The sequence below is a fragment of the Pseudomonas sp. BIOMIG1BAC genome, from assembly GCF_001705995.2.
Taxonomy (GTDB): domain Bacteria; phylum Pseudomonadota; class Gammaproteobacteria; order Pseudomonadales; family Pseudomonadaceae; genus Aquipseudomonas; species Aquipseudomonas sessilinigenes.
In genome coordinates this window covers 2,069,944-2,091,735 of the sequence record NZ_CP049045.1, presented here as the reverse complement: position 1 = coordinate 2,091,735, position 21,792 = coordinate 2,069,944, and the positions used below count along the sequence as shown (strand labels likewise).

25 protein-coding genes are annotated in these 21,792 nt (G+C 63.1%); 2 read left to right on the top strand and 23 right to left on the bottom strand.

Annotated elements, in window-relative coordinates:
- Positions 1-29 precede the first annotated feature (29 nt).
- The 10 genes from ATY02_RS09835 to ccmA form a co-directional block, all read right to left on the bottom strand.
- The gene (locus tag ATY02_RS09835) at positions 30-452 is read right to left on the bottom strand and encodes a hypothetical protein (protein ID WP_068578491.1); all 423 of its coding nucleotides are present in this window, start codon (positions 450-452) and stop codon (positions 30-32) included.
- Positions 453-466: 14 nt separating this feature from the next.
- Entirely contained in the window at positions 467-1,672 is a 1,206-nt protein-coding gene (gene ccmI / locus ATY02_RS09830) for a c-type cytochrome biogenesis protein CcmI (RefSeq protein ID WP_068578489.1), read from the bottom strand.
- Positions 1,669-2,139 (bottom strand): cytochrome c-type biogenesis protein, encoded by a 471-nt coding sequence (locus ATY02_RS09825; RefSeq protein WP_068578487.1) that lies wholly within the window; start codon positions 2,137-2,139, stop codon positions 1,669-1,671. Before ATY02_RS09825 ends, ccmI begins: the two co-directional genes overlap by 4 nt.
- Positions 2,136-2,672 carry a DsbE family thiol:disulfide interchange protein gene (locus ATY02_RS09820; protein ID WP_068578485.1) on the bottom strand — a complete coding sequence of 179 codons (537 nt, stop codon included), beginning with the start codon at positions 2,670-2,672 and terminating at the stop codon, positions 2,136-2,138. Before ATY02_RS09820 ends, ATY02_RS09825 begins: the two co-directional genes overlap by 4 nt.
- The gene (locus ATY02_RS09815) at positions 2,669-4,657 is read right to left on the bottom strand and encodes a heme lyase CcmF/NrfE family subunit (protein WP_068578483.1); all 1,989 of its coding nucleotides are present in this window, start codon (positions 4,655-4,657) and stop codon (positions 2,669-2,671) included. The genes ATY02_RS09820 and ATY02_RS09815 overlap by 4 nt, the downstream gene beginning before the upstream one ends.
- Before the next feature lie 3 nt (positions 4,658-4,660).
- The gene (ccmE, locus tag ATY02_RS09810; RefSeq protein WP_068578480.1) at positions 4,661-5,116 is read right to left on the bottom strand and encodes a cytochrome c maturation protein CcmE; all 456 of its coding nucleotides are present in this window, start codon (positions 5,114-5,116) and stop codon (positions 4,661-4,663) included.
- Entirely contained in the window at positions 5,113-5,289 is a 177-nt protein-coding gene (ccmD, locus tag ATY02_RS09805; RefSeq protein ID WP_022643069.1) for a heme exporter protein CcmD, read from the bottom strand. The genes ccmE and ccmD overlap by 4 nt, the downstream gene beginning before the upstream one ends.
- Entirely contained in the window at positions 5,286-6,041 is a 756-nt protein-coding gene (locus ATY02_RS09800; RefSeq protein WP_068578478.1) for a heme ABC transporter permease, read from the bottom strand. Before ATY02_RS09800 ends, ccmD begins: the two co-directional genes overlap by 4 nt.
- 78 nt (positions 6,042-6,119) lie before the next feature.
- Positions 6,120-6,788: a heme exporter protein CcmB gene (ccmB, locus tag ATY02_RS09795; RefSeq protein WP_068578476.1), complete on the bottom strand. Its 669-nt coding sequence runs from the start codon at positions 6,786-6,788 to the stop codon at positions 6,120-6,122.
- Positions 6,785-7,420, bottom strand: a complete 636-nt coding sequence (gene ccmA / locus ATY02_RS09790) for a cytochrome c biogenesis heme-transporting ATPase CcmA (protein WP_068578474.1) — start codon at positions 7,418-7,420, stop codon at positions 6,785-6,787. The genes ccmB and ccmA overlap by 4 nt, the downstream gene beginning before the upstream one ends.
- 196 nt (positions 7,421-7,616) lie before the next feature.
- Between ccmA and ATY02_RS09785 the strand changes: the two genes are divergently transcribed.
- The gene (locus ATY02_RS09785; RefSeq protein WP_068578472.1) at positions 7,617-9,197 is read left to right on the top strand and encodes a flagellar hook-length control protein FliK; all 1,581 of its coding nucleotides are present in this window, start codon (positions 7,617-7,619) and stop codon (positions 9,195-9,197) included.
- Positions 9,194-9,523, top strand: a complete 330-nt coding sequence (locus ATY02_RS09780; protein WP_068596061.1) for an EscU/YscU/HrcU family type III secretion system export apparatus switch protein — start codon at positions 9,194-9,196, stop codon at positions 9,521-9,523. Before ATY02_RS09785 ends, ATY02_RS09780 begins: the two co-directional genes overlap by 4 nt.
- A gap of 57 nt (positions 9,524-9,580) precedes the next feature.
- On the opposite strand, the gene ATY02_RS09775 is transcribed toward ATY02_RS09780, so the two are convergent.
- The 13 genes from ATY02_RS09775 to flhF form a co-directional block, all read right to left on the bottom strand.
- Positions 9,581-9,973 carry a DUF2802 domain-containing protein gene (locus ATY02_RS09775; protein ID WP_068578458.1) on the bottom strand — a complete coding sequence of 131 codons (393 nt, stop codon included), beginning with the start codon at positions 9,971-9,973 and terminating at the stop codon, positions 9,581-9,583.
- Positions 9,974-10,456 (bottom strand): chemotaxis protein CheW, encoded by a 483-nt coding sequence (locus ATY02_RS09770; RefSeq protein ID WP_011060011.1) that lies wholly within the window; start codon positions 10,454-10,456, stop codon positions 9,974-9,976.
- A gap of 79 nt (positions 10,457-10,535) precedes the next feature.
- Positions 10,536-11,414 (bottom strand): CheW domain-containing protein, encoded by an 879-nt coding sequence (locus ATY02_RS09765; protein WP_068578468.1) that lies wholly within the window; start codon positions 11,412-11,414, stop codon positions 10,536-10,538.
- Between the two features lie 84 nt (positions 11,415-11,498).
- Positions 11,499-12,287, bottom strand: a complete 789-nt coding sequence (locus ATY02_RS09760; RefSeq protein WP_068578460.1) for a ParA family protein — start codon at positions 12,285-12,287, stop codon at positions 11,499-11,501.
- A 50-nt stretch (positions 12,288-12,337) separates the two neighbouring features.
- Positions 12,338-13,222 (bottom strand): flagellar motor protein MotD, encoded by an 885-nt coding sequence (motD, locus tag ATY02_RS09755; protein ID WP_068578463.1) that lies wholly within the window; start codon positions 13,220-13,222, stop codon positions 12,338-12,340.
- A 2-nt stretch (positions 13,223-13,224) separates the two neighbouring features.
- Positions 13,225-13,965 (bottom strand): flagellar motor protein, encoded by a 741-nt coding sequence (locus ATY02_RS09750; RefSeq protein ID WP_068578465.1) that lies wholly within the window; start codon positions 13,963-13,965, stop codon positions 13,225-13,227.
- Complete coding sequence (locus tag ATY02_RS09745) at positions 13,965-15,083, bottom strand: protein-glutamate methylesterase/protein-glutamine glutaminase (RefSeq protein WP_068578467.1); 1,119 nt, start codon at positions 15,081-15,083, stop codon at positions 13,965-13,967. Before ATY02_RS09745 ends, ATY02_RS09750 begins: the two co-directional genes overlap by 1 nt.
- A gap of 47 nt (positions 15,084-15,130) precedes the next feature.
- The gene (locus ATY02_RS09740) at positions 15,131-17,407 is read right to left on the bottom strand and encodes a chemotaxis protein CheA (RefSeq protein ID WP_068607988.1); all 2,277 of its coding nucleotides are present in this window, start codon (positions 17,405-17,407) and stop codon (positions 15,131-15,133) included.
- A gap of 12 nt (positions 17,408-17,419) precedes the next feature.
- Positions 17,420-18,208, bottom strand: coding sequence for a protein phosphatase CheZ (locus tag ATY02_RS09735; protein ID WP_068578533.1), 789 nt, complete (start codon positions 18,206-18,208; stop codon positions 17,420-17,422).
- Positions 18,209-18,238: 30 nt separating this feature from the next.
- Complete coding sequence (locus ATY02_RS09730; protein ID WP_003183998.1) at positions 18,239-18,610, bottom strand: chemotaxis response regulator CheY; 372 nt, start codon at positions 18,608-18,610, stop codon at positions 18,239-18,241.
- A gap of 166 nt (positions 18,611-18,776) precedes the next feature.
- Positions 18,777-19,517: an RNA polymerase sigma factor FliA gene (gene fliA / locus ATY02_RS09725; protein WP_011060003.1), complete on the bottom strand. Its 741-nt coding sequence runs from the start codon at positions 19,515-19,517 to the stop codon at positions 18,777-18,779.
- The gene (gene fleN / locus ATY02_RS09720) at positions 19,514-20,344 is read right to left on the bottom strand and encodes a flagellar synthesis regulator FleN (RefSeq protein ID WP_016963180.1); all 831 of its coding nucleotides are present in this window, start codon (positions 20,342-20,344) and stop codon (positions 19,514-19,516) included. The genes fliA and fleN overlap by 4 nt, the downstream gene beginning before the upstream one ends.
- Positions 20,345-20,462: 118 nt before the next feature.
- Positions 20,463-21,785: a flagellar biosynthesis protein FlhF gene (gene flhF, locus ATY02_RS09715; RefSeq protein WP_068578535.1), complete on the bottom strand. Its 1,323-nt coding sequence runs from the start codon at positions 21,783-21,785 to the stop codon at positions 20,463-20,465.
- Positions 21,786-21,792 lie beyond the last annotated feature (7 nt).

Genomic DNA, 21,792 nt, shown 5'->3' with positions numbered 1-21,792 from the left:
CGGCCCGGTGACGGAGGCGGTAGCCCGGCTTACTGGAACTGGCGCCCGAGCCCTGCCGGCACACCATGGATATCGGTGTCCTCCCACGGGCCGTCGGGGCTGATGGCGCGGCTCCAACCATTGTTCCAGCGGTAATAGGTGCGCTGGCGGTAGAAGGTGTTGCTCTGGTTATCCAGCACATAGACCCCCAGTCGCGCATCCCAGTGACTGTTGCCACCAGGCGGCGGTGCGAAGTGGGTGGAAGTGCGAGGCAAGGGCTTGGTCGCAGGCGCGGGGGCATGGGGCGTGCCCGGCGTGACCGGCCTGGTCGACGGTGCCGGGCTGGGGGCCGGGTGCGTACTCGGCCCCGCTGGCGGGATGGGCTCGGAACTGGTGGGAAGCGGCCGATGGACCGTACAAGCACTCAACCCCAGGACCAGTGACAACAGGGTGATGCGAGCGATGGCGGTCATGACGGCTTCTCTGCTTATTGATCCGGAGTGTCGATGGTCAGCTGCTGGGCGGCACGGGTGCTGCTGGCCAGGGGCTGGCTACGCCCGACCCATTCGCCGGTCATTGGCTGGCCGGCACGGGATACGCGCGCAACCAGTTGGACTTCAGGAAAGTTCGACAGTTTCAACTGCGGCATCATCGCATCGGCATCGCCCAGCTCGACGGTAGTCGGCAGGTCGGCGACCGTCAGGCGCTTGGCGGCCAGTGGCGCAGGCGGCCCCTGGGTGGCACGGGCGAAGATGAAGACGCTGTCGCCTGGCTGGACCTTGGCCTTGAGCTCGGCGGCCAGGTCGACCCGGACCTTGATCAGTGCCCCCTTGGCCTTGGCCGTCGGCTCGGTGGCGACCTTGCCCCCGGCAGCCACCAGTTTCTCGCTGGCCCGGTCGATCCCGCCTTGCAGAGCAGCACGGGACTTGTCGTCCGGCGGCAATTGCGCCTGCAGGCGCTTCCAGTAGTCGATGGCGTCCTGGAACCGCTCGGCCTCGAACGCAGCGATGCCCAGCAGGCCCAGGCTGGTGACTTCATTGGGGTCGGCCTTGAGCGCTTCGTCGGTGAGGGCCTGGACCTTGTCCGACCACTTCTTGTCGTCGGCGAAATACTGGGCCTGGGCCCACTGCCCCAGCAGCTCGGGCTGACGTCCGGCCAGGGCCACGGTGCGCTCGAAGATCTTCGCCGCGTCCGCCGGCCGGTCCTGGGCCATGTAGGTACGCCCGAGGAAGTACAGCCCTTCGGCGGAGTCCGGCTGGGCCGCCACCGCACGCTCCAGGCGCTGGGTCATTTCCTCCATGGTCTGCGGCGCCTGGGCGAACTCGCGAGTCAGCTCGACTTTGTCGCTGGCGCCGAAGTGCAGGTACAAGGCCACGCCCAGTACCGGCACCAGCAACGCAGCCAGCAAGGGTAGCGGCTTGCCCAGGCGCGAACCGCTGGCCTGGCCACTGCCTTCGGTGTCCGCCAGCAACTCGCGGGCGGCCTCGGCGCGACCGCTGTCCAGTTGCTCGGTAGTGAGCACGCCTTCTTGCTGCTGGCCCTGCAGCTCGGCCAGGCGCTCTTCATACAACGCCACGTTCAGGGCGGTCCGATCCTCTTCACGCTGGGCGCGACGTTCGCGCAATACCGGGATCAACAGGAAACTCAAGGCGATCAGGAGCAACAGGCCTGCCGCAAGCCAGAAATCAATCATGGGTGGTTTTTATCCAGCAGTTGGTCAAGGCGCTGCCGCTCCTCGGCGGAAAGCGTGTTCGGGCTGTCGCCGCGCTGGGCGCGGCGGCGCCGGACAATCACGGCGATGATCACCAGGCCGCCCAGCAGCAGGGCGGCGGGGCCGAACCAGAGCAAGGCGGTCTTGCCGGTCAGGGCCGGGTTGTAGCGTACGAAGTCGCCGTAGCGGTCGACCATGAAATCGACGATTTGCTGATTGTCCTTGCCCTCGCCGAGCATGCGGAAAATCTCTTTGCGCAAGTCCGCGGCGATGGGCGCGTTGGAGTCGGCGATATCCTGGTTCTGGCACTTGGGGCAGCGCAGTTCCTTGGTCAACTCATGGAAGCGTTCGCGCTCGCTGTCATTGGCGAACTGGTAGGTGTCGATGGCGGCATGGGCCACCCCCGCAATGCTCAAGCCCAACAGGGCGGCGAATAACCAGCGCTTCATGGCTTGGCCTCGTCCACCAGGGCCTGGTACTTGGCAGCCAGCTGTTCGCGCCATACCACCTCGTCGATCACCCCGACATACTTGTCGCGGATGATGCCCTTGGCATCGATGAAGAAGGTTTCCGGAGCGCCATACACACCAAGGTTCAGGCCCAGGGAGCCATCTTCGTCACGCACGTCCAGCAGGTAGGGATTGTGGAACTCGGCCAGCCACTTCAGGGCATCGGCGTTGACGTCCTTGTAGTTGATCCCGTAGATCACCACGCCGCGCTCGGCCAGCTTGTTCAGCACCGGATGCTCGACCCGGCAGGAAATGCACCAGGTGGCCCAGACATTGACCAGCGCCGGCTTGCCCAGCAGGTCGGCACGGGTCAGGGTCTTGTCGCCCTGCACCGAAGGCAGGGAGAACTCGGGGAACGGCTTGCCGATCATCGCCGATGGCAGCTCGGCCGGGTCCAGGTACAGGCCGCGGTAGAGAAACACCGCCACCACCAGGAACGCCGCCAGGGGCAACATCATCATCCAGCGCTTCATGCGGTGGCTCCCGTCATGCCCAGTGCCTCGCGCACTCGGCTTTTCACCTTGATTCGATAGCGCCGGTCCAGTGCCGCCAGCATCCCGCCCAGGCCGGTCAGCAGACCGCCCAGCCAGATCCAGCGCACGAATGGCTTGACGTGTACCCGCACGGCCCAGGCGCCATCACCCAGGGATTCGCCCAGGGCGACATAGAGGTCACGGGTGAAACCGGCATCGATCCCGGCCTCGGTCATCATCGAGCTCTGCACGGTGTACAGGCGTTTTTCCGGGTGCAGCACCGCCACTTCCTTGCCGTTGCGCACGACACGGACAGTGCCCTTGTCGGACGTGAAGTTAGGTCCTTCGAAGTGCTTGGCGCCCTCGAAGATGAAGTGGTAGCCGGCCAGTTCCATGGACTCGCCCGGCTCCAGGCGCAGGTCGCGCTCGGCGCTGTTCTGGCTCGACAGCACCACGCCCAGGGCGCAGACCGCGATACCCACGTGCGCCAGGTGCATGCCCCAGTAGCTGCGGGTCAGGCTCGGCAGGCCCTTGATCAGGCCCTTGTGGCGGGTCTTGTCGAAAATATCCCGCACGCTGGCCAGCAACACCCAGGCTGCCAGCATGAAGGTCGCCAGCACCGCCCAGTTGAAGTCGCCATAGGCGATGCCGGCCACCACGGCCAGGGCCACGCTGCCCAGCAGCACCGGACCGAGCATGCCCAGCAGCCACTTCACCGGGGTGTCTTTCCAGCGCACCAGCACGCCAACCGCCATCACCACCATCAGCAAGGCCATCAACGGAATGAACAGGGCGTTGAAGTACGGCGGGCCCACCGACAGCTTGGCGCCGCTCAGGGCATCCAGCACCAGTGGATACAGGGTGCCCAGCAGAATCATCGACGCCGCCACCACCAGCACCAGGTTATTGCCCAGCAGCAGGGTTTCCCGGGACCACAGGCTGAAGCCCACCTGGCTCTTGACCACCGGTGCGCGCAGGGCGAACAGGGTCAGGGAACCGCCCACCACGAACAACAGGAAGAACAGGATGAACACGCCGCGCTCAGGATCGGCGGCAAAGGCATGGACCGAGGTCAGGACCCCGGAACGGACCAGGAAGGTACCCAGCAGGCTCAGGGAGAACGCCGCGATCGCCAGCAGCACGGTCCAGCTCTTGAACACCCCGCGCTTCTCGGTGACGGCCAGGGAGTGAATCAGTGCGGTGCCCACCAGCCAGGGCATGAAGGAAGCGTTTTCTACCGGGTCCCAGAACCACCAGCCACCCCAGCCCAACTCGTAGTAGGCCCACCAGGAGCCCAGGGTGATGCCGATGCCCAGGAACGCCCAGGCGACGATGGTCCAGGGCCGCGACCAGCGGGCCCAGGCGGCATCCAGGCGGCCGCCGAGCAGCGCAGCGATAGCGAAGGCGAAGGCCACCGAGAAACCGACATAGCCCATGTAGAGCATCGGTGGGTGGACGATCAGGCCGATGTCTTGCAACAGCGGATTGAGGTCGCGCCCATCGGCCGGAACCTGGGGCAGGATCCGCGCGAAGGGGTTGGAGGTCACGATCAGGAACGACAGGAAACCGGTGCTGATCATGCCCATCACCGCCAGTACCCGGGCCAGCATCACTTGCGGCAACTGCCGCGAGAACACCGATACGGCGAAGGTCCAGCCGCCCAGGATCAGCGCCCAGAGCAACAGCGAGCCTTCGTGGGCGCCCCACACGGCGCTGAACTTGTAGTACCAGGGCAAGGCGCTGTTGGAGTTGTGGGCGACGTAGGCCACCGAGAAATCGTCATTCATGAAGGCGTAGGTCAGGCAGCCGAAGGCGAACACCAGGAAGGCGAACTGCCCCCAGGCCGCCGGCTGCGCCAGGCTCATCCACAGGCGGTCGCCACGCCAGGCGCCCAGCAACGGCACCACCGCCTGGACCAGGGCCAGGCACAGCGCCAGGATCATCGCCAGGTGGCCGAGCTCGGGAACGAACAATGCGGAACTCATGGCTTAACCCTCCTTGGCCGGGGTCGGAGCAGACTGGCCGCTGTCTTTCAGGGCCTTGGTGACTTCCGGCGGCATGTACTTCTCATCGTGCTTGGCCAGCACTTCATCGGCCACCACCACGCCATCGGCATTGATCTTGCCCAGGGCGACGATGCCCTGCCCTTCGCGGAACAGGTCCGGAAGAATGCCGCGGTAGGTGATGGTCACGGATTTGTTGAAGTCGGTGACCACGAACTTGACGTCCAGCGAGTCGGCGGAGCGCTGCAGGGAACCGGCCTCGACCATGCCGCCGGCACGGATGCGGGTGTCATGGGGGGCTTCGCCATTGGCGATCTGGGTCGGGGTGTAGAACAGGTTGATGTTTTCCTTCAGCGCACTGAGGGCCAGGCCGACGGCGATGCCCACACCTACCAGGATCGCCAGGATGATCAAAAGACGCTTTTTACGCAGCGGATTCACTTACCGTTCTCCCGGCGCAGACGACGCGCCTCTTGTTGCAGATAGCTCCTGCGGTCCAGGATCGGCGCCACCAGCTCACGCACCAGGACCACCAGGCAGATGCCATAGGCCGACCAGACGTACAGGCCGTGATGGCCCATGGCGAGAAAGTCGCTGAAGGATGCAAAGCTCATTGTGCGGCCTCCAGGCTGCGTTGGACTTCGGCCTTGACCCAGCTGGTCCGGGCTTCGCGCTTGAGCACCTCAAGACGCATGCGCAGCAACAGCACCACGGCGAAGAAGCAATAGAAACCCAGTACCGTCAGCAACAGCGGCAGCCACATTTCCACTGGCATGGCAGGTCTTTCGGTCAGGGTGAAGGTGGCGCCCTGGTGCAGGGTGTTCCACCACTCCACCGAGTACTTGATGATCGGGATGTTCACCACACCGACAATCGCCAGTACCGCACAGGCCTTGGCGGCGCTGTCGCGGTTGCTGATGGCGGCGTTCAGGGCCATGAGGCCGGCGTACAGGAACAGCAGGATGAGCATCGAGGTCAGCCGGGCATCCCAGACCCACCAGGAGCCCCAGGTCGGCTTGCCCCAGATGGCCCCGGTCACCAGCGCCAGGAACGTGATGGAATGGCCAATGGGCGCCGCGCATTGCAAGGCGACGTCGGCCAGTTTCATTTTCCATACCAGCCCGACCACGCCACATACGGCCAACATGACATAGCAGGACTGGGCCAGCATCGCCATCGGCACATGGATGTAGATGATGCGGAAGCTGTTGCCCTGCTGGTAATCCGGTGGTGCAAAGGCCAGGCCCCAGACCACGCCGATACCGATCAGCAACACGGCGGCAACGCTCAGCCAGGGCAGCAGCTTGCCGCTGATGCCGTAAAACCATTTCGGCGAGCCGAGCTTATGAAACCAGGTCCAGTTCATTCGTTGTTTCCATCACGGTTGCTCTTCGCTTTCACGAACAGCCAGGGTCTTTACTGGTTAAAAAACAACCAGACCTCATTATTCGCCGACGCTGATCTTCAGGCCAGCAGCTATTGCAAAGGGTGTCAGGGTTACTGCCAAGGCAGTCAGGCTACCAAGCCATAGCAGGAAACCCGTCGCCGGCAGCCCTTGCAATGCTGCCTGCAAGGCACCACTGCCCAGAATCAACACCGGGATATACAAAGGCAGGATCAGCAGCGCCAGCAACAGGCCGCCGCGCTTGAGTCCCACCGTCAATGCCGCGCCTACCGCTCCAAGCAGGCTGAGTACCGGCGTGCCCAGCAGCAACGAGAGCAATAGCACCGGCAGGCAAGCTACCGGCAGCCCCAGCATCACGGCCAGCAAAGGCGACAGCAATACTAGTGCCAGACCAGAAAAAACCCAGTGTGCCAGTACCTTGGCCAGGACCAGAAGTGCCAGGGGGTGCGACGAAAGGACCCACTGCTCCAGGGAACCATCTTCGAAATCACTGCGAAACAGCCCGTCCAGCGAGAGCAGGACGGACAATAGGGCCGCTACCCAGACCAGCCCAGGAGACAAGGTTTGCAACAATTGTGTCTCAGGTCCCACCGCCAGCGGAAACAATGCGACAACGATTGCGAAAAATACCAGGGGGTTGGCCAACTCCGCCGGGCGACGGCACAGCAGCCGTGCTTCCCGGGCGACCAACAAGGCAAAGACACTCATGCGGCCCACCGTCCAAGATCGATATCGCGATAACCCGATGGCGTCCGGGTCAGGCTGTGGTGGGTCGTCAGCAGCACGATGCCGCCTCGTTCGCAGTGGGCAGCCAGGTGCTCCTCGAGCTGGGCCACCCCTTGCTTGTCGAGGGCGGTGAAGGGCTCATCGAGAATCCACAGCGGTGGGCTGTCCAGGTACAAGCGCGCCAGGGCCACGCGACGCTGCTGGCCGGCGGACAAGGTATGGCAGGGCACGTCTTCGAAACCTTTCAGGCCAACGGCAGCCAGGGCCTGCCAGATCGCTTCGCGCCGAACCGGTTGATGCAGAGCGCAGAGCCAACGCAGGTTTTCCTCGGCAGTAAGCAGATCCTTGATGCCAGCGGCATGCCCGATCCACAACAGATTGCGCGCCAGTTCGGCACGCTGGGCATGCAGTGGCTGGCCATTGAGCAGTACCTGGCCACTGGTGGGTTGCATCAGTCCGGCAAGCAGGCGCAGCAGGCTGGTCTTGCCACTGCCATTGGGGCCGCTGATCTGCACCATGTCTCCAGCCGTCAGGCGCAACTCGAGGTGTTCAAACAGCATCCGCCAATCGCGCTCACAAGCGAGTGCAACGGCTTCGAGAAGAGGGCTGGTCAAGGGATAACGGGCCTTTACGGGTTCAAGTCGGCAGTGGAGCGGCCGTTAAAGGGATGCAGGATAAATGCATTGGCGGCCTGTTCTAGAGAGCTGCGTCAAACAATTGTATTGTTTTTACCACTCCTTCAAAGACGGGCGGCATTATACATGTGAGTCCCTACCTTATAGGGGGTTAATTTCCACAGGTTGTGTCCGAATGACAGGCGAAATGAACATCCTCCCGCTGCCACCGACGCCCGCTCCCGGCGCCTCGCGTCCCCAGGTGCCCAGTGGTGAACTGCTCAAGCTGACGCTGCCGCTGGAAGGGCTGATCGCCGCCGGCCAGAGCGCCAAGGCTGAAGTGCTGTCGCTCAAGCAGACCGACCAGACCTTCGAGCTGCTGCTCAAGCTGACCTTGGACAATGGCCGGCAAACCACCTTGCAGGCCACCAGCAGCCAACCCCTGCCCCAGGGCACCAGCCTGGCGGTGACCCAACCGTCGGCGGGTAACCTGGCCATCACGGTGCAGCAGGCCATCGCCTCCAGCGTTGCCGCCTTGACCCGACTGGACACCACGCAACTGCCACCCGGCACCCTGCTGCAGGGCAAGGTACTGACTTCCCAGGCGCTGCCCCAGGGGAGCAACCAACCCGCGGTGTACCGCTCCCTGGTGAGCCTGCTCAACACCGCCCAGAGCGGCAGCACCCTGAGCCTGGAAAGCCCGCAGCCACTGCGTATCGGCAGTTTGTTGAGCGCCCTGGTCAGCGACGCTCAGACCCTGAATTTCGTCCCCTTGAGCAACCGCCAGGATCAACTGGCCATTGCCGCCCAACTGGCGACCCAACAAGGCCGCCAGGGCTCCTTGGGGGCTCTGCTCAATGCCTTGCAAAATCTGCCGGCCGACAGCGACCAGGCAGACACGCAACTGCGCTCAGCAATCGAGCGCCTGCTGGGCAACCTGCCCGATGCGCAACAACTGAGTACCAGCCGTGGGGTGGCTCAAGCTCTGCTGGGCAGCGGTGCGTTTCTGGAAGCCCAACTGGCCACCGGCAATCCAGGCCAGGCATCGGACCTCAAGGCCGACCTGCTACGCCTGGTCGCACAGCTGACGCCAGCCCTGCCCTCCTCCACCAGCCTCAATGCCATCCTGGCCGCCAGCACACTGGCCCAGTCGCTACCGAACTTCGTGCGCGGTGCACTGGGAACCCTCGGCCAACTCGCCAGCAAGCCCACGCCCGGTGGCTTCCCGCTCCCCGAACGCTTGTTGCAGAGCCTGGAAGGTTCAGACAGCCTGGAACAACTGCTGCGCCTGGCTGCTGCAGCGATATCACGCCTGCAGAGCCATCAACTGGCCAGCCTGGAACAAAGCGGGCGCACCGACGACGGTCGACTGCTGACGACCTGGCAGCTGGAAATCCCCATGCGCAACCTGCAGGACATCGTGCCGTTGCAGGTCAAGCTGCAACGCGAGGAGCCGCCCGAGCCGGAACAACAGCCCCAGAACAAACGTGAGGAACGCGAGCCCAGGCAGGCGCTATGGCGAGTGGACCTGGCCTTCGACCTGGAGCCGCTGGGCCCCTTGCAAGTCCAGGCACAATTGATCCAGGGCCGCCTCTGCAGCCAGCTGTGGGCCGAGCGCCCCTACACCGCAAGCCTGATCGAAAGCCACCTGGGCAACCTGCGCGAGCGCTTGTTGGCCTCGGGCCTGAATGTCGGCGACCTGGATTGCCACCTCGGCATCCCCCCCCAAGGTCCACAAACCCGATTGGAACAACGCTGGGTCGACGAAACCGCATGAAGCACTCTGCCCCACCTCGCCAGGCCATCGCCCTGAAATATGACGGCCAACAGGCCCCGACGCTCACCGCCAAGGGCGATGACGAACTGGCCGAAGCCATCCTGAAGATTGCCCGGGACTATGAAGTACCGATCTATGAGAACGCCGAACTGGTGAGATTGCTGGCCCGGCTGGAGTTGGGCGACAGCATTCCGCCGGAGCTGTACCGGACCATCGCCGAGATCATCGCGTTCGCCTGGAACCTCAAGGGCAAGTTCCCGGCAGGCCACGATCCGCAACAGATAGAGTCGGAGAAGGACGTCACCGAACGCGGCGACGATTACTAGAAGAGCCGCTGCAAGCCATGAGCCGCAAGCTTGAAGCTTGCGGCTTGCGGCTGACGGTCAGCCTCTGTGCAGCTTGCTGACCAGCTCTGCCTCGGCCTGGGTCAGGCCGCAGGACTGGGTCAACTCGTCAACGCTGGCACCCATGCCGACCAGGCGGGCAGCCTGGGCGAAGGACAGACTTGAGGGGTCTCGCTGCTCCAGCTGGGCCAGCTTGTCCGGCAACGGCGCCACGACTGCGCGCAGCTCATGCAGGTCTTCGCCCATGCGCACCGTACCGTTCTGGTAATGGTCGACGCGCTTGGCCAGCTCCTTGATCCGCTGGTCGCGCAGGGCGTCGCCTTCTGCCTGCTGCGCAGCGATCTGGCGCTGGTTGCGGGCATAAGACAAGAACATGGCCAGTGTGGCGACCCAGAAGATCGCCAGGACAATAACCGCTACCTCGAGGATCAATCAGATACTCTCCAGTTCCGACCATTCCTCTTCGCTCATCATCTTGTCCAGTTCGACGAGGATCAGCAGCTCGCCGTTCTTGTTGCAGACGCCCTGGATGAACTTGGCCGACTCTTCATTGCCGACATTCGGTGCAGTCTCGACTTCCGACTGACGCAGGTAGACCACTTCGGCCACGCTGTCGACCATGATCCCGACCACTTGCTTGTCGGCTTCGATGATGACGATCCGAGTGTTGTCGTTGACCTCGGTGGGCACCAGGCCGAAACGCTGGCGAGTGTCGATCACGGTGACCACATTACCCCGCAGGTTGATGATCCCCAGGACATAGCTGGGCGCGCCCGGCACCGGAGCGATCTCGGTGTAGCGCAGGACTTCCTGGACCCGCATCACGTTGATGCCATAGGACTCGTTATCCAGCTTGAAGGTGACCCATTGCAGGATCGGATCTTCGGAACCCTGTGCAGACGACGACTTATTCATACCCTGACCCCTCAAAATACCGTTGGAAACGGCGTGTGTTCTGTATGGCCGCGCCCCACTGGCGCGGCCTGTGTTTGGTTCACTTCGGCTTGTGGGCCGCTTGACTGATTGCCAGCTGCTTGGCGCCACCGGTGGCGATCAGCTCCGCCAGTTCGGCCACGTCAAGCAGGGCGCACATGTGTTCGATCACCGTGCCGGCCAGCCAGGGGCGTTGGCCACGATGGCTGCGCCACTTGATTTCATTGGGGTCCAGGCGCAACGAGCGACTGACCTGATGCACGGCCAGTCCCCACTCGTAGCCCTGGACCGAGATCACGTACTGCAGGCCCTGGCGAAAATCATCGCGATACCGATCCGGCATGACCCAGCGCGCGGTATCCAGGACCTTGAGGTTGCCCGCCTGGCTCGGCAGGATGCCGAGGAACCATTCCGGCTGCCCGAACAACGGCGTCAACTCCTGACCGGCCAGGGAGTAGATCGAGCCCAGGCAGACCAGGGGCACTGCCAGGGTCAGGCCGGCGACATCGAACAGCAGGCACTCGAAAGGCTCGGCCGCCCAACTGGGACGATCACTACCGGCGGCTGGCGGCGGCGTGTTGCTCGGCGGCAGGTGAACTTCCACCAGCGGTGGCACCAGCGCCTGGAGCATCGGCACCACGGGGCTGGGCAAGGGCGCCGGTGCATCCATTACCGGGGCCGCCGGTACGACCTTGGCTTGCTCGGCAGGTGCTGCCTGGTGCTGGCTCCGTGCATCCCGGGCCTGCTCCTCCAACACCGCAGCCTGGAACTCGTCCAGGACTTCGCTGGAAACCTCCTCGACGAGTGGGGCGGCGGGCAACACGACCTGCGCTACCGGCTCCGGAACCTGCTCCTCTTCGGTAGCGTCCTGCAGCAACGCGTCCAGGTACGACTGCAACGCCAGCTGCGGCCGGTTCTTGATATCCAGGGGACGATTCATGAGGACACCCATGCAGACACCCCTGCATAACGATCTGTAGGGGTTATCGGCTGCACTGCCGGGCGACTTGAATGGCGCTTCACGTCAGGCCACCTGCGCCACGAGTTGCTGGGCTAGCAGGTGCTTGAGCAAGGCCTTGTAGGCCAGGACCCCGCGACTCTTGCCATCGAACTGCGAAGGAGTGACTCCAGCCCGGCTGGCATCGCGCAGGCGCGTGTCCACGGGGATATAGCCCTGCCAGATCTCCTCGGGGAACTTGTCGCGCAGGATCCGCAATGTGCCCAGGGAGGCCTGGGTCCGACGGTCGAACAGGGTCGGCACGATGGTGAACGGCAGCGGCTGCTTGCGCGAGCGATTGACCATCGCCAGGGTATTGACCATGCGCTCCAGGCCCTTGACCGCCAGGTGCTCGGTCTGCACCGGGATCACCAATTGCTGGCTGGCCGCCAGGGCGTTGACCATCAGCACCCCCAACAGCGGCGGGCTGTCGATCACGGCATAGTCGAAGTCCTGCCACAACTGGGCCAGGCTCTTGGCAATCACCAGGCCCAGGCCGCTCTGCCCCGGCGACTGGCGCTCCAGGGTCGCCAGGGCGGTGCTCGATGGCAGGAGCGAGATGCGTTCATGGCTGGTGCCCAGCAGCAACTGCCCAGGCAGATCCTCGGGCACATTGCCCTTGTGCAGGAACAGGTCGTAGCTGCTGTGCTCCAGGCTGTCAGGGTCATAACCGAAATAACTGGTCATGGAGCCGTGGGGGTCGAGGTCGACCACGACCACGCGCTTGCCCGCCTCCGCCAGCAAGCCGGCTAAAGCGATAGAACTGGTGGTTTTACCAACACCACCCTTTTGATTGGCAACAGCCCAGACTCTCATTCGGTTTGTTCCTCCCGCCCGGCCACAGCAGGGCGAGACATAGCGCAAAGTTATAAAGCAGGTGACGGAGAATTGACGGCGTTCCTCTGTACCGGCGTTTTCACCGCGGTTGGTGCAGTTTGTGTGCCAGCCCGCTTGAGTGCCGCATCCGGCGTCGCATTGGCGCTGCCTGTGCCGGTCAGGCTACGGCGCACATCCAGGTTTCGCGAGACCACCAGCACCACCCGGCGATTGCGTGCCCGGCCCTCGGCGGTGGCATTGTTGGCCACCGGCTGGAACTCGCCATACCCTACCGAAGCCATGCGTGCCGGGTTCACTCCCTGCATCGCCAGCATGCGCACGATACTTGCCGAACGTGCCGAAGACAGCTCCCAGTTAGTGGGGTACTGCATGGTCTGGATCGGCTGGTTGTCGGTAAAACCCTCGACATGGATCGGGTTGTCGAAGGGTTTGAGGATCTTCGCCACCTTGTCGATGATGCTGAACGCCTTGTCGCTGGGCATGGCATCGCCGCTGCCGAACAGCAGGCTGGAATTGAGCTCGATCTCCAGCCACAGCTCGTTGCCACGCACCGTCATCTGGTCGGAGCTGATCAAGTCGCCGAAGGCAGCGCTGATATCGTCGGCGATGCTCTTGAGCGGGTCGCTACCACCGGAAATACCGGCGTCGGTCTGCTCGCTGTCCTTGACCAGAGGCTTGGCCGGAGTCACGGTCTTGGGCCGCTCGTCACCAATGGGAATCGGCTTGAGGGCGCGATCGGAATCGGTGAAGACCCCGACCAGCGCTTCGGAAATGACCTTGTACTTGCCCTCGTTGATCGAGGAGATCGAGTACATGACCACGAAAAACGCGAACAACAGGGTGATGAAGTCGGCGTAGGAAACCAACCAGCGCTCGTGGTTGACGTGTTCTTCATGCTGACGACGACGGGCCATAATCAGTCCATGAAGCCTTGCAGCTTCAGCTCGATGGAGCGGGGATTCTCGCCTTCGGCGATGGACAGGATGCCCTCCAGGAGCATTTCCCGATACCGCGATTGGCGCAGGGCGATGGACTTCAGCTTCGCCGCGATCGGCAACAGCACCAGGTTGGCACTGGCCACGCCATAGATGGTGGCGACGAAGGCCACGGCGATACCACTGCCCAACTGCGATGGATCGGCCAGGTTGCCCATCACGTGGATCAGGCCCATGACCGCCCCGATGATACCGATGGTGGGGGCATAGCCGCCCATGCTCTCGAACACCTTGGCGGCCTCGATATCACGACTCTCCTGGGTGTAGAAGTCGACTTCCAGGATGCTGCGGATCGCTTCCGGCTCGGCGCCATCCACCAGCAACTGCAGGCCCTTGCGCGAATAGGTATCCGGTTCGGCATCCGCCACGCCTTCCAGGCCCAGCAAGCCCTCCTTGCGCGCCGTCAGGCTCCAGTTGACCACCCGGTCGATACCGCCAGCCAGGTCGACCCGCGGCGGAAACAGGATCCACGCCAGGATCTGCATGGCGCGCTTGAAGGCACTCAGCGGCGATTGCAACAAGGCCGCGCCGATGGTCCCGCCAAGCACGATCAAGGCTGCCGGACCATTGGCCAGGGCCGACAGATGACCACCTTCGAGGTAGTTGCCGCCCACGATGGCGACGAACGCCATGATGATGCCGATAAGGCTGAGCACATCCATTACAGGCAAGCCTCGACCAGGTGCCGGCCGATATCGTCCAGGCTGTACACCGCATCCGCCAGGTTGGCCTTGACGATGGCCATGGGCATGCCATAGATCACGCAACTGGCCTCATCCTGGGCCCAGACCGCGCTGCCGCCCTGCTTGAGCAACCGTGCGCCTTCGCGCCCGTCCGCCCCCATGCCGGTGAGCACCACCGCCAGAACTTTGTCGCTATAGGACTTGGCCGCCGAGCCGAAGGTAATGTCCACGCACGGCTTGTAGTTCAGGCGCTCGTCGCCGGGCAGGATCTTCACCGCACCGCGGCCGTCGACCATCATCTGCTTGCCGCCGGGGGCCAGCAGTGCCAGGCCTGGACGCAGGATGTCGCCATCCTCGGCTTCCTTGACGCTGATCTTGCAAAGCTTGTCCAGGCGCTCGGCGAAGGCCTTGGTGAAGGCCGCCGGCATGTGCTGGATCAACACGATCGGCGCCGGGAAGTTGGCCGGCAGCTGGGTCAGCACCCGCTGCAGCGCCACCGGGCCGCCAGTGGAAGTACCGATGGCCACCAGTTTGTAGGCCTTGCGCTTGGGCGCTGGCGCCGCCGGACTGGCAGCCGGTGCCGGAGCACGACTTGGAGCCGGGGCTGGTGCCGGGCGGCTGCTGCCGAAGCTGGACGCAGCCGGCGCCGCAGCGGCAGTCGGCTGCGGAGCTGGCGTGCTGTAGCTGCTGAAGCGACGATTACTGCGCGAGATGCTATGGACCTTCTCGCACAGCAGTTGCTTGACCTTCTCGGGGTTGCGCGAGATGTCCTCGAAATTCTTCGGCAGGAAGTCCACGGCCCCAGCGTCCAGCGCATCGAGGGTCACCCGCGCGCCTTCATGGGTCAGGGAAGAGAACATCAGGACCGGGGTCGGGCAGCGCTGCATGATGTGCCGCACTGCGGTGATGCCGTCCATCATCGGCATCTCGTAGTCCATGGTGATCACGTCCGGCTTGAGGGCCAGGGCCTGATCGATCGCCTCTTTACCATTGGTCGCGGTACCGACGACCTGGATGCTCGAATCCGCAGAAAGAATTTCCGAGACGCGGCGGCGGAAAAAACCCGAATCGTCCACCACCAGGACTTTGACTGCCATAAACACTCCGTTAGGTGGGGCGAGGCCAAGCGCCCCTCCCCTCCGAATCAAATACGCCGTGCGGCGTAACGCTTGAGCATGCTCGGGACATCGAGGATCAGTGCGATGCGACCATCACCCGTGATGGTGGCGCCGGACATGCCCGGGGTTCCCTGAAGCATTTTGCCCAAGGGCTTGATGACCACTTCTTCCTGGCCCACCAACTGATCAACGACGAAGCCGATCCGCTGGGTGCCCACCGAAAGGATCACTACGTGGCCTTCGCGCTGCTCTTCATGAGCGGCGGAACTGACCAGCCAGCGCTTGAGGTAGAACAAGGGCAAGGCCTTGTCCCGCACGATCACCACTTCCTGGCCGTCCACCACATTGGTGCGCGACAGATCGAGGTGGAAGATCTCGTTGACGTTGACCAACGGGAAGGCGAACGCCTGGTTGCCCAGCATCACCATCAGGGTCGGCATGATCGCCAGGGTCAACGGCACCTTGATCACGATCTTCGAACCCTGGCCCTTGGTCGAGTAGATGTTGATCGAGCCGTTGAGCTGGGAAATCTTGGTCTTGACCACGTCCATGCCCACACCGCGACCAGAGACATCGGAGATCTCGGTCTTGGTGGAGAAGCCCGGGGCGAAGATCAGGTTGTAGCACTCGGTATCGCTCAGGCGATCGGCGGCGTCCTTGTCCATCACCCCGCGCTTGACCGCGATGGCGCGCAGGACGTTGGGGTCCATGCCCTTGCCGTCGTCGGAGATCGACAACAGGATGTGGTCGCCCTCCTGTTCCGCTGCCAGCACCACCTTGCCCAGGCGGGACTTGCCCGACTCCTCGCGCTCTTCCGGCGACTCGATACCATGGTCCACCGCGTTGCGCACCAAGTGCACCAGCGGGTCGGCCAGGGCTTCCACCAGGTTCTTGTCGAGGTCGGTTTCTTCCCCCACCAGCTCCAGGTTGATCTCTTTCTTGAGCTGCCGGGCCAGGTCGCGAACCAGGCGTGGGAAGCGCCCGAAGACCTTCTTGATCGGCTGCATGCGGGTCTTCATCACCGCGGTCTGCAGGTCGGCGGTGACCACGTCGAGGTTCGACACCGCCTTGGACATGGCCTCGTCGCCACTGTTGAGACCCAGGCGCACCAGGCGGTTACGCACCAGCACCAGCTCGCCCACCATGTTCATGATTTCGTCCAGGCGCGCGGTATCCACGCGCACCGTGGTTTCTGCTTCACTGGCAGGCTTTTCCGCCGGGGCCGCAGCCGCTGCGCGGGCTGGGGCCGGGGCAGCGGCTGGCTTCGGCGCTTCGGCCTTGGCTTCGGCTTTCGGCGCGACTGGCTTGGCCACCGCAGCGGCGGCAGGGGCGGATGGCGCAGCCGGTGCGGAAGCCGCTGCCGGGGCCGCGGGCTTGGCTGTCCCCGGGGTGTCGGAGAACTTGCCTTTGCCATGCAGCTCGTCGAGCAGGGATTCGAATTCGTGATCGCTGATCAGGTCACTGCTCGCGGCGGCGGCACTGGCTGCCGGCGTAGCGGGAACGGCGGCCACGGCCGACTCCAGCGCGTCAACGGCAAAGTTGCCCTTGCCATGCAGCTGATCGAGCAAGGCTTCGAATTCATCATCGGTAATTTCATCGCTGCCGGCGGCTGCGCCGCTGTCGGCACTGGCCGCGGCAGGTGCGATGGCATCGGGGGCGAACTGGCCCTTGCCATGCAACTGGTCCAGCAGGGACTCGAACTCGGCATCGGTGATTTCATCACTGGCCGCTTCGCCCTCAACCGCTGGCGCAGCAGCAGGTGCAGCCTCGGCTTCGGCCTTGGCAGCGCTCAGCGAGTCGAGCAGGAGTTCGAATTCATTGTCGGTGATATCGCCCGACGGGCTTTCGGCCGCAGGCTCCGCTACCACTTCCACCACCTCTTCCACCACCGGTTCGGGGGCGGGTTCGGCACCAGCCGGCTCAGCCAGGCGGGCCAGGGCGGAAAGCAGTTCAGGTGTCGCAGGAGTGATCTCGGAACGCTCGCGGACCTGGCCGAACATGCTGTTCACCGTGTCCAGCGCTTCGAGCACCACATCCATCAGTTCCGAATCGACACGCCTCTCACCCTTGCGCAGGATGTCGAAGACGTTCTCGGCGATATGGCAGCACTCCACCAGCTCGTTGAGCTGGAGGAAGCCGGCGCCCCCTTTAACAGTGTGAAAACCGCGAAAAATTGCGTTGAGCAGATCCGCATCATCCGGCCGGCTTTCCAGCTCGACCAGTTGTTCGGACAGTTGCTCTAGAATCTCGCCGGCCTCAACCAGGAAATCCTGAAGGATCTCTTCATCGGCGCCGAAGCTCATTAATGGGTGCTCCTAGAATCCAAGGCTGGAAAGCAAATCGTCTACATCGTCCTGACCGGACATAACGTCTTCCCGTTTATCGGCATGAATCTGCGGACCTTCACCCTTAGCGAGATGTTTTTGCGGATCTTTTTCCGCCAGGATCGAGGCACGGTCATGTTCGATGCCGGCGAAACGATCGACCTGGCTGGCCATCAAGACGAGTTTGAGCAAATTGCTTTCGACTTCCGTGACCAACTGGGTCACGCGCTTGATCACCTGGCCGGTAAGGTCCTGGTAATCCTGCGCCAGAAGAATGTCGTTGAGGTGGCCCGAGACGGTACGGGTCTCCTGTTCGCTACGAGTCAGGAAACTGTCGACCCGACGCGCCAGCTCGCGAAACTCCTCGGCCCCGACCTCGCGCCGCATGAAGCGCCCCCAGTCCACGCTCAACGCCTGGGCTTCGCTGCTCAGGCCGTTGACCAGCGGGGTGCTGCTCTCCACCAGGTCCATGGTGCGGTTGGCCGCGGCTTCCGTCAGCCGGACCACGTAGGACAGGCGCTCGGTGGCATCCGTGATCTGTGAAACTTCCTCGGCTTGCGGCATGTGCGGATCGATCTGGAAATTGACGATCGCACTATGCAACTCGCGGGTGAGCTTGCCCACTTCCTGGTACAGGCCGCGGTCACGGGTCTGATTGAGCTCATGGATCAGTTGCACAGCTTCGCCGAACTTGCCCTTTTCCAGGCTTTCGACCAGCTCCAGCGCATGTTTTTTCAGGGTCGACTCAAAGTCGCCCAGTGAAGATTCGTTATGCTCCATAGCTCCCCCGTGGCGCAATGGCTACGCATCTCAACCGATGCGTTCGAAGATCTTCTCGATCTTCTCTTTCAGCGCCTGGGCCGTGAATGGTTTGACGACATAGCCGTTTACGCCGGCCTGGGCGGCTTCGATGATCTGCTCACGCTTGGCTTCGGCAGTGACCATCAGTACCGGCAGGTGCTTGAGTTTTTCATCGGCGCGCACATGACGCAGCAGGTCGATACCGGTCATACCCGGCATGTTCCAGTCCGTTACCAGAAAGTCGATGCTCCCGCTGTTGAGAACCGGGATGGCAGTGGTGCCATCGTCGGCCTCGACCGTGTTGGTGAAACCCAGATCACGCAACAGGTTTTTTATGATCCGCCGCATCGTTGAGAAGTCATCAACGATGAGGATTTTCATGTTCTTGTCCAATTCGACCTCCAAGCAGTCTTAAACGCATCCAGTACCTGGATACGCCATTCAATCAATCCGGCATAACACGCAACGACTGCATGGAGCACATACTGCAAAACCGGCCAGGCACAAGGCCCGACCGGTCTTGGGCGCAGTGTCCCCACACTGCCTGTCAGCGCGCTCGCCACTCCCCCAAACGCCCCCGCAAGCGGGCCGCGCACTGGCTGTGTAACTGGCTGACCCGCGATTCGCTGACCCCCAGGACCTCACCGATTTCCTTGAGGTTCAGCTCTTCGTCGTAGTACAGCGCCAACACCAGTCGCTCGCGCTCCGGCAAATTGGCAATCGCATCCGCCAACGCGGCCTGGAAGCGTTCATCCTCCAGGTCCCGTGACGGCTCGAGATGAGCACTGGCGCCATCCTCGTGCAGCCCTTCGTGTTCGCCGTCCTGCAACAGGTCGTCGAAACTGAACAGTCGGCTGCCCAGGGTGTCGTTCAAAATCCCGTAATAATCATCGAGGCTCAATTGAAGTTCGGCCGCAACCTCGTGATCTTTAGCGTCACGACCGGTTTTAGCTTCAATTGCGCGAATGGCATCACTGACCATCCGCGTATTACGGTGCACCGAACGCGGGGCCCAGTCGCCTTTACGAACCTCGTCGAGCATCGCACCGCGGATACGGATACCCGCGTAAGTCTCGAAACTCGCACCCTTGCTCGCGTCGTACTTGGTCGACACTTCGAGCAAACCGATCATCCCGGCCTGGATCAGGTCTTCCACCTGGACGCTGGCCGGCAACCGCGCCAACAGGTGATAGGCAATACGCTTGACCAGGGGCGCATAGCGCTCGATCAGTTCGTATTGGCTGTCACGCGCCGACTTCTTGTAGAGGTTGTAGCCACTGGCAGTCATAGCACCGGTCCCGCTGTTTGATGCACTAGCCGCTCGACAAAAAACTCCAGGTGCCCGCGAGGGTTCGCCGGCAATGGCCAGGTATCGACTTTTTGCGCGATGGCCTTGAACGCCAATGCACATTTCGAACGAGGAAAGGCTTCATAGACCGCACGCTGCTTTTGCACGGCCTTGCGCACGCTTTCGTCGTAGGGAACTGCGCCGACATATTGTAAGGCCACGTCCAGGAACCGATCAGTGACCTTGGTCAACTTTGCAAACAGGTTGCGCCCTTCCTGGGGGCTCTGGGCCATGTTGGCCAGGACCCGGAAACGGTTCATGCCGTAGTCGCGGTTGAGCAGCTTGATCAGGGCGTAGGCATCGGTGATCGAGGTCGGCTCGTCGCAGACCACCAGCAGCACTTCCTGGGCCGCGCGGACAAAACTGACTACCGAGTCACCAATACCCGCAGCAGTGTCGATCACCAGCACATCGAGGTTGTCGCCGATGTCGCTGAAGGCCTGGATCAGGCCGGCATGCTGGGCCGGGCTCAGGTGCACCATGCTCTGGGTGCCCGAGGCTGCCGGCACGATACGGATGCCGCCCGGGCCCTGGAGCAGCACATCGCGCAGCTCGCAGCGCCCTTCGATGACATCGGCCAGGGTACGTTTGGGGGTCAGTCCCAGCAGGACATCGACATTGGCCAATCCCAGGTCGGCATCCAGCAGCAACACCCGCCGGCCGAGCTCAGCCAGAGCCAGGGACAAGTTCACTGACACATTAGTCTTGCCGACGCCACCTTTGCCGCCGGTCACCGCAATCACCTGTACGGGATGCATGCTGCCCATGTTCTTTCTTTACCTTGTCTTACTTAGACGGGGCCACATAACTGGCTGCGTGTTCACCATTGGAACAGTGCCTGGCAGACCATCGATGTAGATACGCTGCAATCTATCCATGAGTACCTCAACCGACCCGCTTGGCCGGATTGTGGTACAGGTCAGCGAACATGTCGGCCATGGCCTCTTCGCTGGGTTCTTCCTGCATCTGCACGCTCACTGCGCGGCTCACCAACTGATGCCGGCGGGGCAGATGCAAGTCGTCAGGAATCCGCGGCCCATCGGTCAGATAGGCAACCGGCAGTTCGTGACTGATGGCCAGGCTCAATACCTCGCCAAGACTGGCCGTTTCATCCAGTTTAGTCAGGATGCAACCGGCCAGGCCGCAGCGCTTGTAGCTGTGGTAGGCGGCGGTCAGCACCTGCTTCTGGCTAGTGGTGGCCAGCACCAGGTAGTTCTTCGCCCGGATACCGCGACCGGCCAGGCTTTCCAGTTGCATGCGCAGCGCCGGATCGCTGGCCTGCAGGCCGGCGGTATCGATCAGCACCACGCGCTTGCGCAACAGTGGGTCCAGGGCCTGGGCCAGGGACTGGCCAGGGTCGACATGGGTCACCGAGACATTGAGGATCCGCCCCAAGGTCTTGAGTTGCTCCTGGGCGCCGATGCGATAGCTGTCCATGCTCACCAGCGCGATGTTCTGCGCACCGTACTTGAGCACATAGCGCGCCGCCAGCTTGGCCAGGGTCGTGGTCTTGCCCATGCCGGCCGGGCCGACCATGGCAATCACCCCGCCCTCTTCCAGAGGCTCGAGCTCCGGTGTCTGGATCATCCGCGCCAGGTGGGCCAGGAGCATGCGCCAGGCCTGGCGAGGCTCGTCGATATCGGTGATCAAGGCCAGCAGGTCGCGCGCCAGCGGGCCGGAAAGGCCAATGCGCTGCAGCCGGCGCCAGAGATTGGCCTGCTCCGGACGACTGCCCTGCAACTGGCTCCAGGCCAGGGAGCCCAGCTGGACTTCCAGCAGCTCGCGCAGGCCGTTGAGCTCGAAACGCATCGAATCCAGGGCACGATTGTCCACCGCCGGTGCAGCAGGGGCTGGCGCCGGGCGCGGGCGCTCGGTCAGGGTTGGTTCGATCAGGGGCTCGGCGGCGGTCAACGGCAGGCCGGCGAACAACTGACGGTTGGTCATCGAGGTACTGTCGCCCTCGCTGCGCAGGCTGAGTTCGGCCTGGGCCGTGACGATCCGCGACTGAGTCTTGCGCAGCTCGTCCTCGAGCTCCATGTTCGGAACCCGCGGCGACAGTGCCGACAACTTGTAATCCAGCGCCGCCGTCAGCTCGACACCACCGGCGATCCGGCGGTTGCCGATGATGGCAGCCTCAGCGCCCAGCTCATCACGAACCAGCTTCATGGCCTGACGCATATCGGCGGCGAAAAAACGCTTAACTTGCATAACCCAC

Coding starts and splice junctions, on each gene's coding strand:
- ATY02_RS09800 (WP_068578478.1), bottom strand. CDS start 6,041: ATGAACTGGACCTGGTTTCATAAGCTCGGCTCGCCGAAATGGTTTTAC.
- ATY02_RS09825 (WP_068578487.1), bottom strand. CDS start 2,139: ATGAAGCGCTGGTTATTCGCCGCCCTGTTGGGCTTGAGCATTGCGGGG.
- ATY02_RS09745 (WP_068578467.1), bottom strand. CDS start 15,083: ATGGCAGTCAAAGTCCTGGTGGTGGACGATTCGGGTTTTTTCCGCCGC.
- ATY02_RS09835 (WP_068578491.1), bottom strand. CDS start 452: ATGACCGCCATCGCTCGCATCACCCTGTTGTCACTGGTCCTGGGGTTG.
- ATY02_RS09740 (WP_068607988.1), bottom strand. CDS start 17,407: ATGAGCTTCGGCGCCGATGAAGAGATCCTTCAGGATTTCCTGGTTGAG.
- ATY02_RS09770 (WP_011060011.1), bottom strand. CDS start 10,456: ATGAATAAGTCGTCGTCTGCACAGGGTTCCGAAGATCCGATCCTGCAA.
- ccmD (WP_022643069.1), bottom strand. CDS start 5,289: ATGAGCTTTGCATCCTTCAGCGACTTTCTCGCCATGGGCCATCACGGC.
- motD (WP_068578463.1), bottom strand. CDS start 13,222: ATGGCCCGTCGTCGTCAGCATGAAGAACACGTCAACCACGAGCGCTGG.
- ATY02_RS09765 (WP_068578468.1), bottom strand. CDS start 11,414: ATGAATCGTCCCCTGGATATCAAGAACCGGCCGCAGCTGGCGTTGCAG.
- ATY02_RS09820 (WP_068578485.1), bottom strand. CDS start 2,672: ATGAAGCGCTGGATGATGATGTTGCCCCTGGCGGCGTTCCTGGTGGTG.
- flhF (WP_068578535.1), bottom strand. CDS start 21,785: ATGCAAGTTAAGCGTTTTTTCGCCGCCGATATGCGTCAGGCCATGAAG.
- fleN (WP_016963180.1), bottom strand. CDS start 20,344: ATGGGCAGCATGCATCCCGTACAGGTGATTGCGGTGACCGGCGGCAAA.
- ATY02_RS09780 (WP_068596061.1), top strand. CDS start 9,194: ATGAAGCACTCTGCCCCACCTCGCCAGGCCATCGCCCTGAAATATGAC.
- ccmI (WP_068578489.1), bottom strand. CDS start 1,672: ATGATTGATTTCTGGCTTGCGGCAGGCCTGTTGCTCCTGATCGCCTTG.
- ATY02_RS09730 (WP_003183998.1), bottom strand. CDS start 18,610: ATGAAAATCCTCATCGTTGATGACTTCTCAACGATGCGGCGGATCATA.
- ccmB (WP_068578476.1), bottom strand. CDS start 6,788: ATGAGTGTCTTTGCCTTGTTGGTCGCCCGGGAAGCACGGCTGCTGTGC.
- ATY02_RS09785 (WP_068578472.1), top strand. CDS start 7,617: ATGACAGGCGAAATGAACATCCTCCCGCTGCCACCGACGCCCGCTCCC.
- fliA (WP_011060003.1), bottom strand. CDS start 19,517: ATGACTGCCAGTGGCTACAACCTCTACAAGAAGTCGGCGCGTGACAGC.
- ATY02_RS09735 (WP_068578533.1), bottom strand. CDS start 18,208: ATGGAGCATAACGAATCTTCACTGGGCGACTTTGAGTCGACCCTGAAA.
- ATY02_RS09815 (WP_068578483.1), bottom strand. CDS start 4,657: ATGAGTTCCGCATTGTTCGTTCCCGAGCTCGGCCACCTGGCGATGATC.
- ATY02_RS09760 (WP_068578460.1), bottom strand. CDS start 12,287: ATGAGAGTCTGGGCTGTTGCCAATCAAAAGGGTGGTGTTGGTAAAACC.
- ATY02_RS09750 (WP_068578465.1), bottom strand. CDS start 13,965: ATGGATGTGCTCAGCCTTATCGGCATCATCATGGCGTTCGTCGCCATC.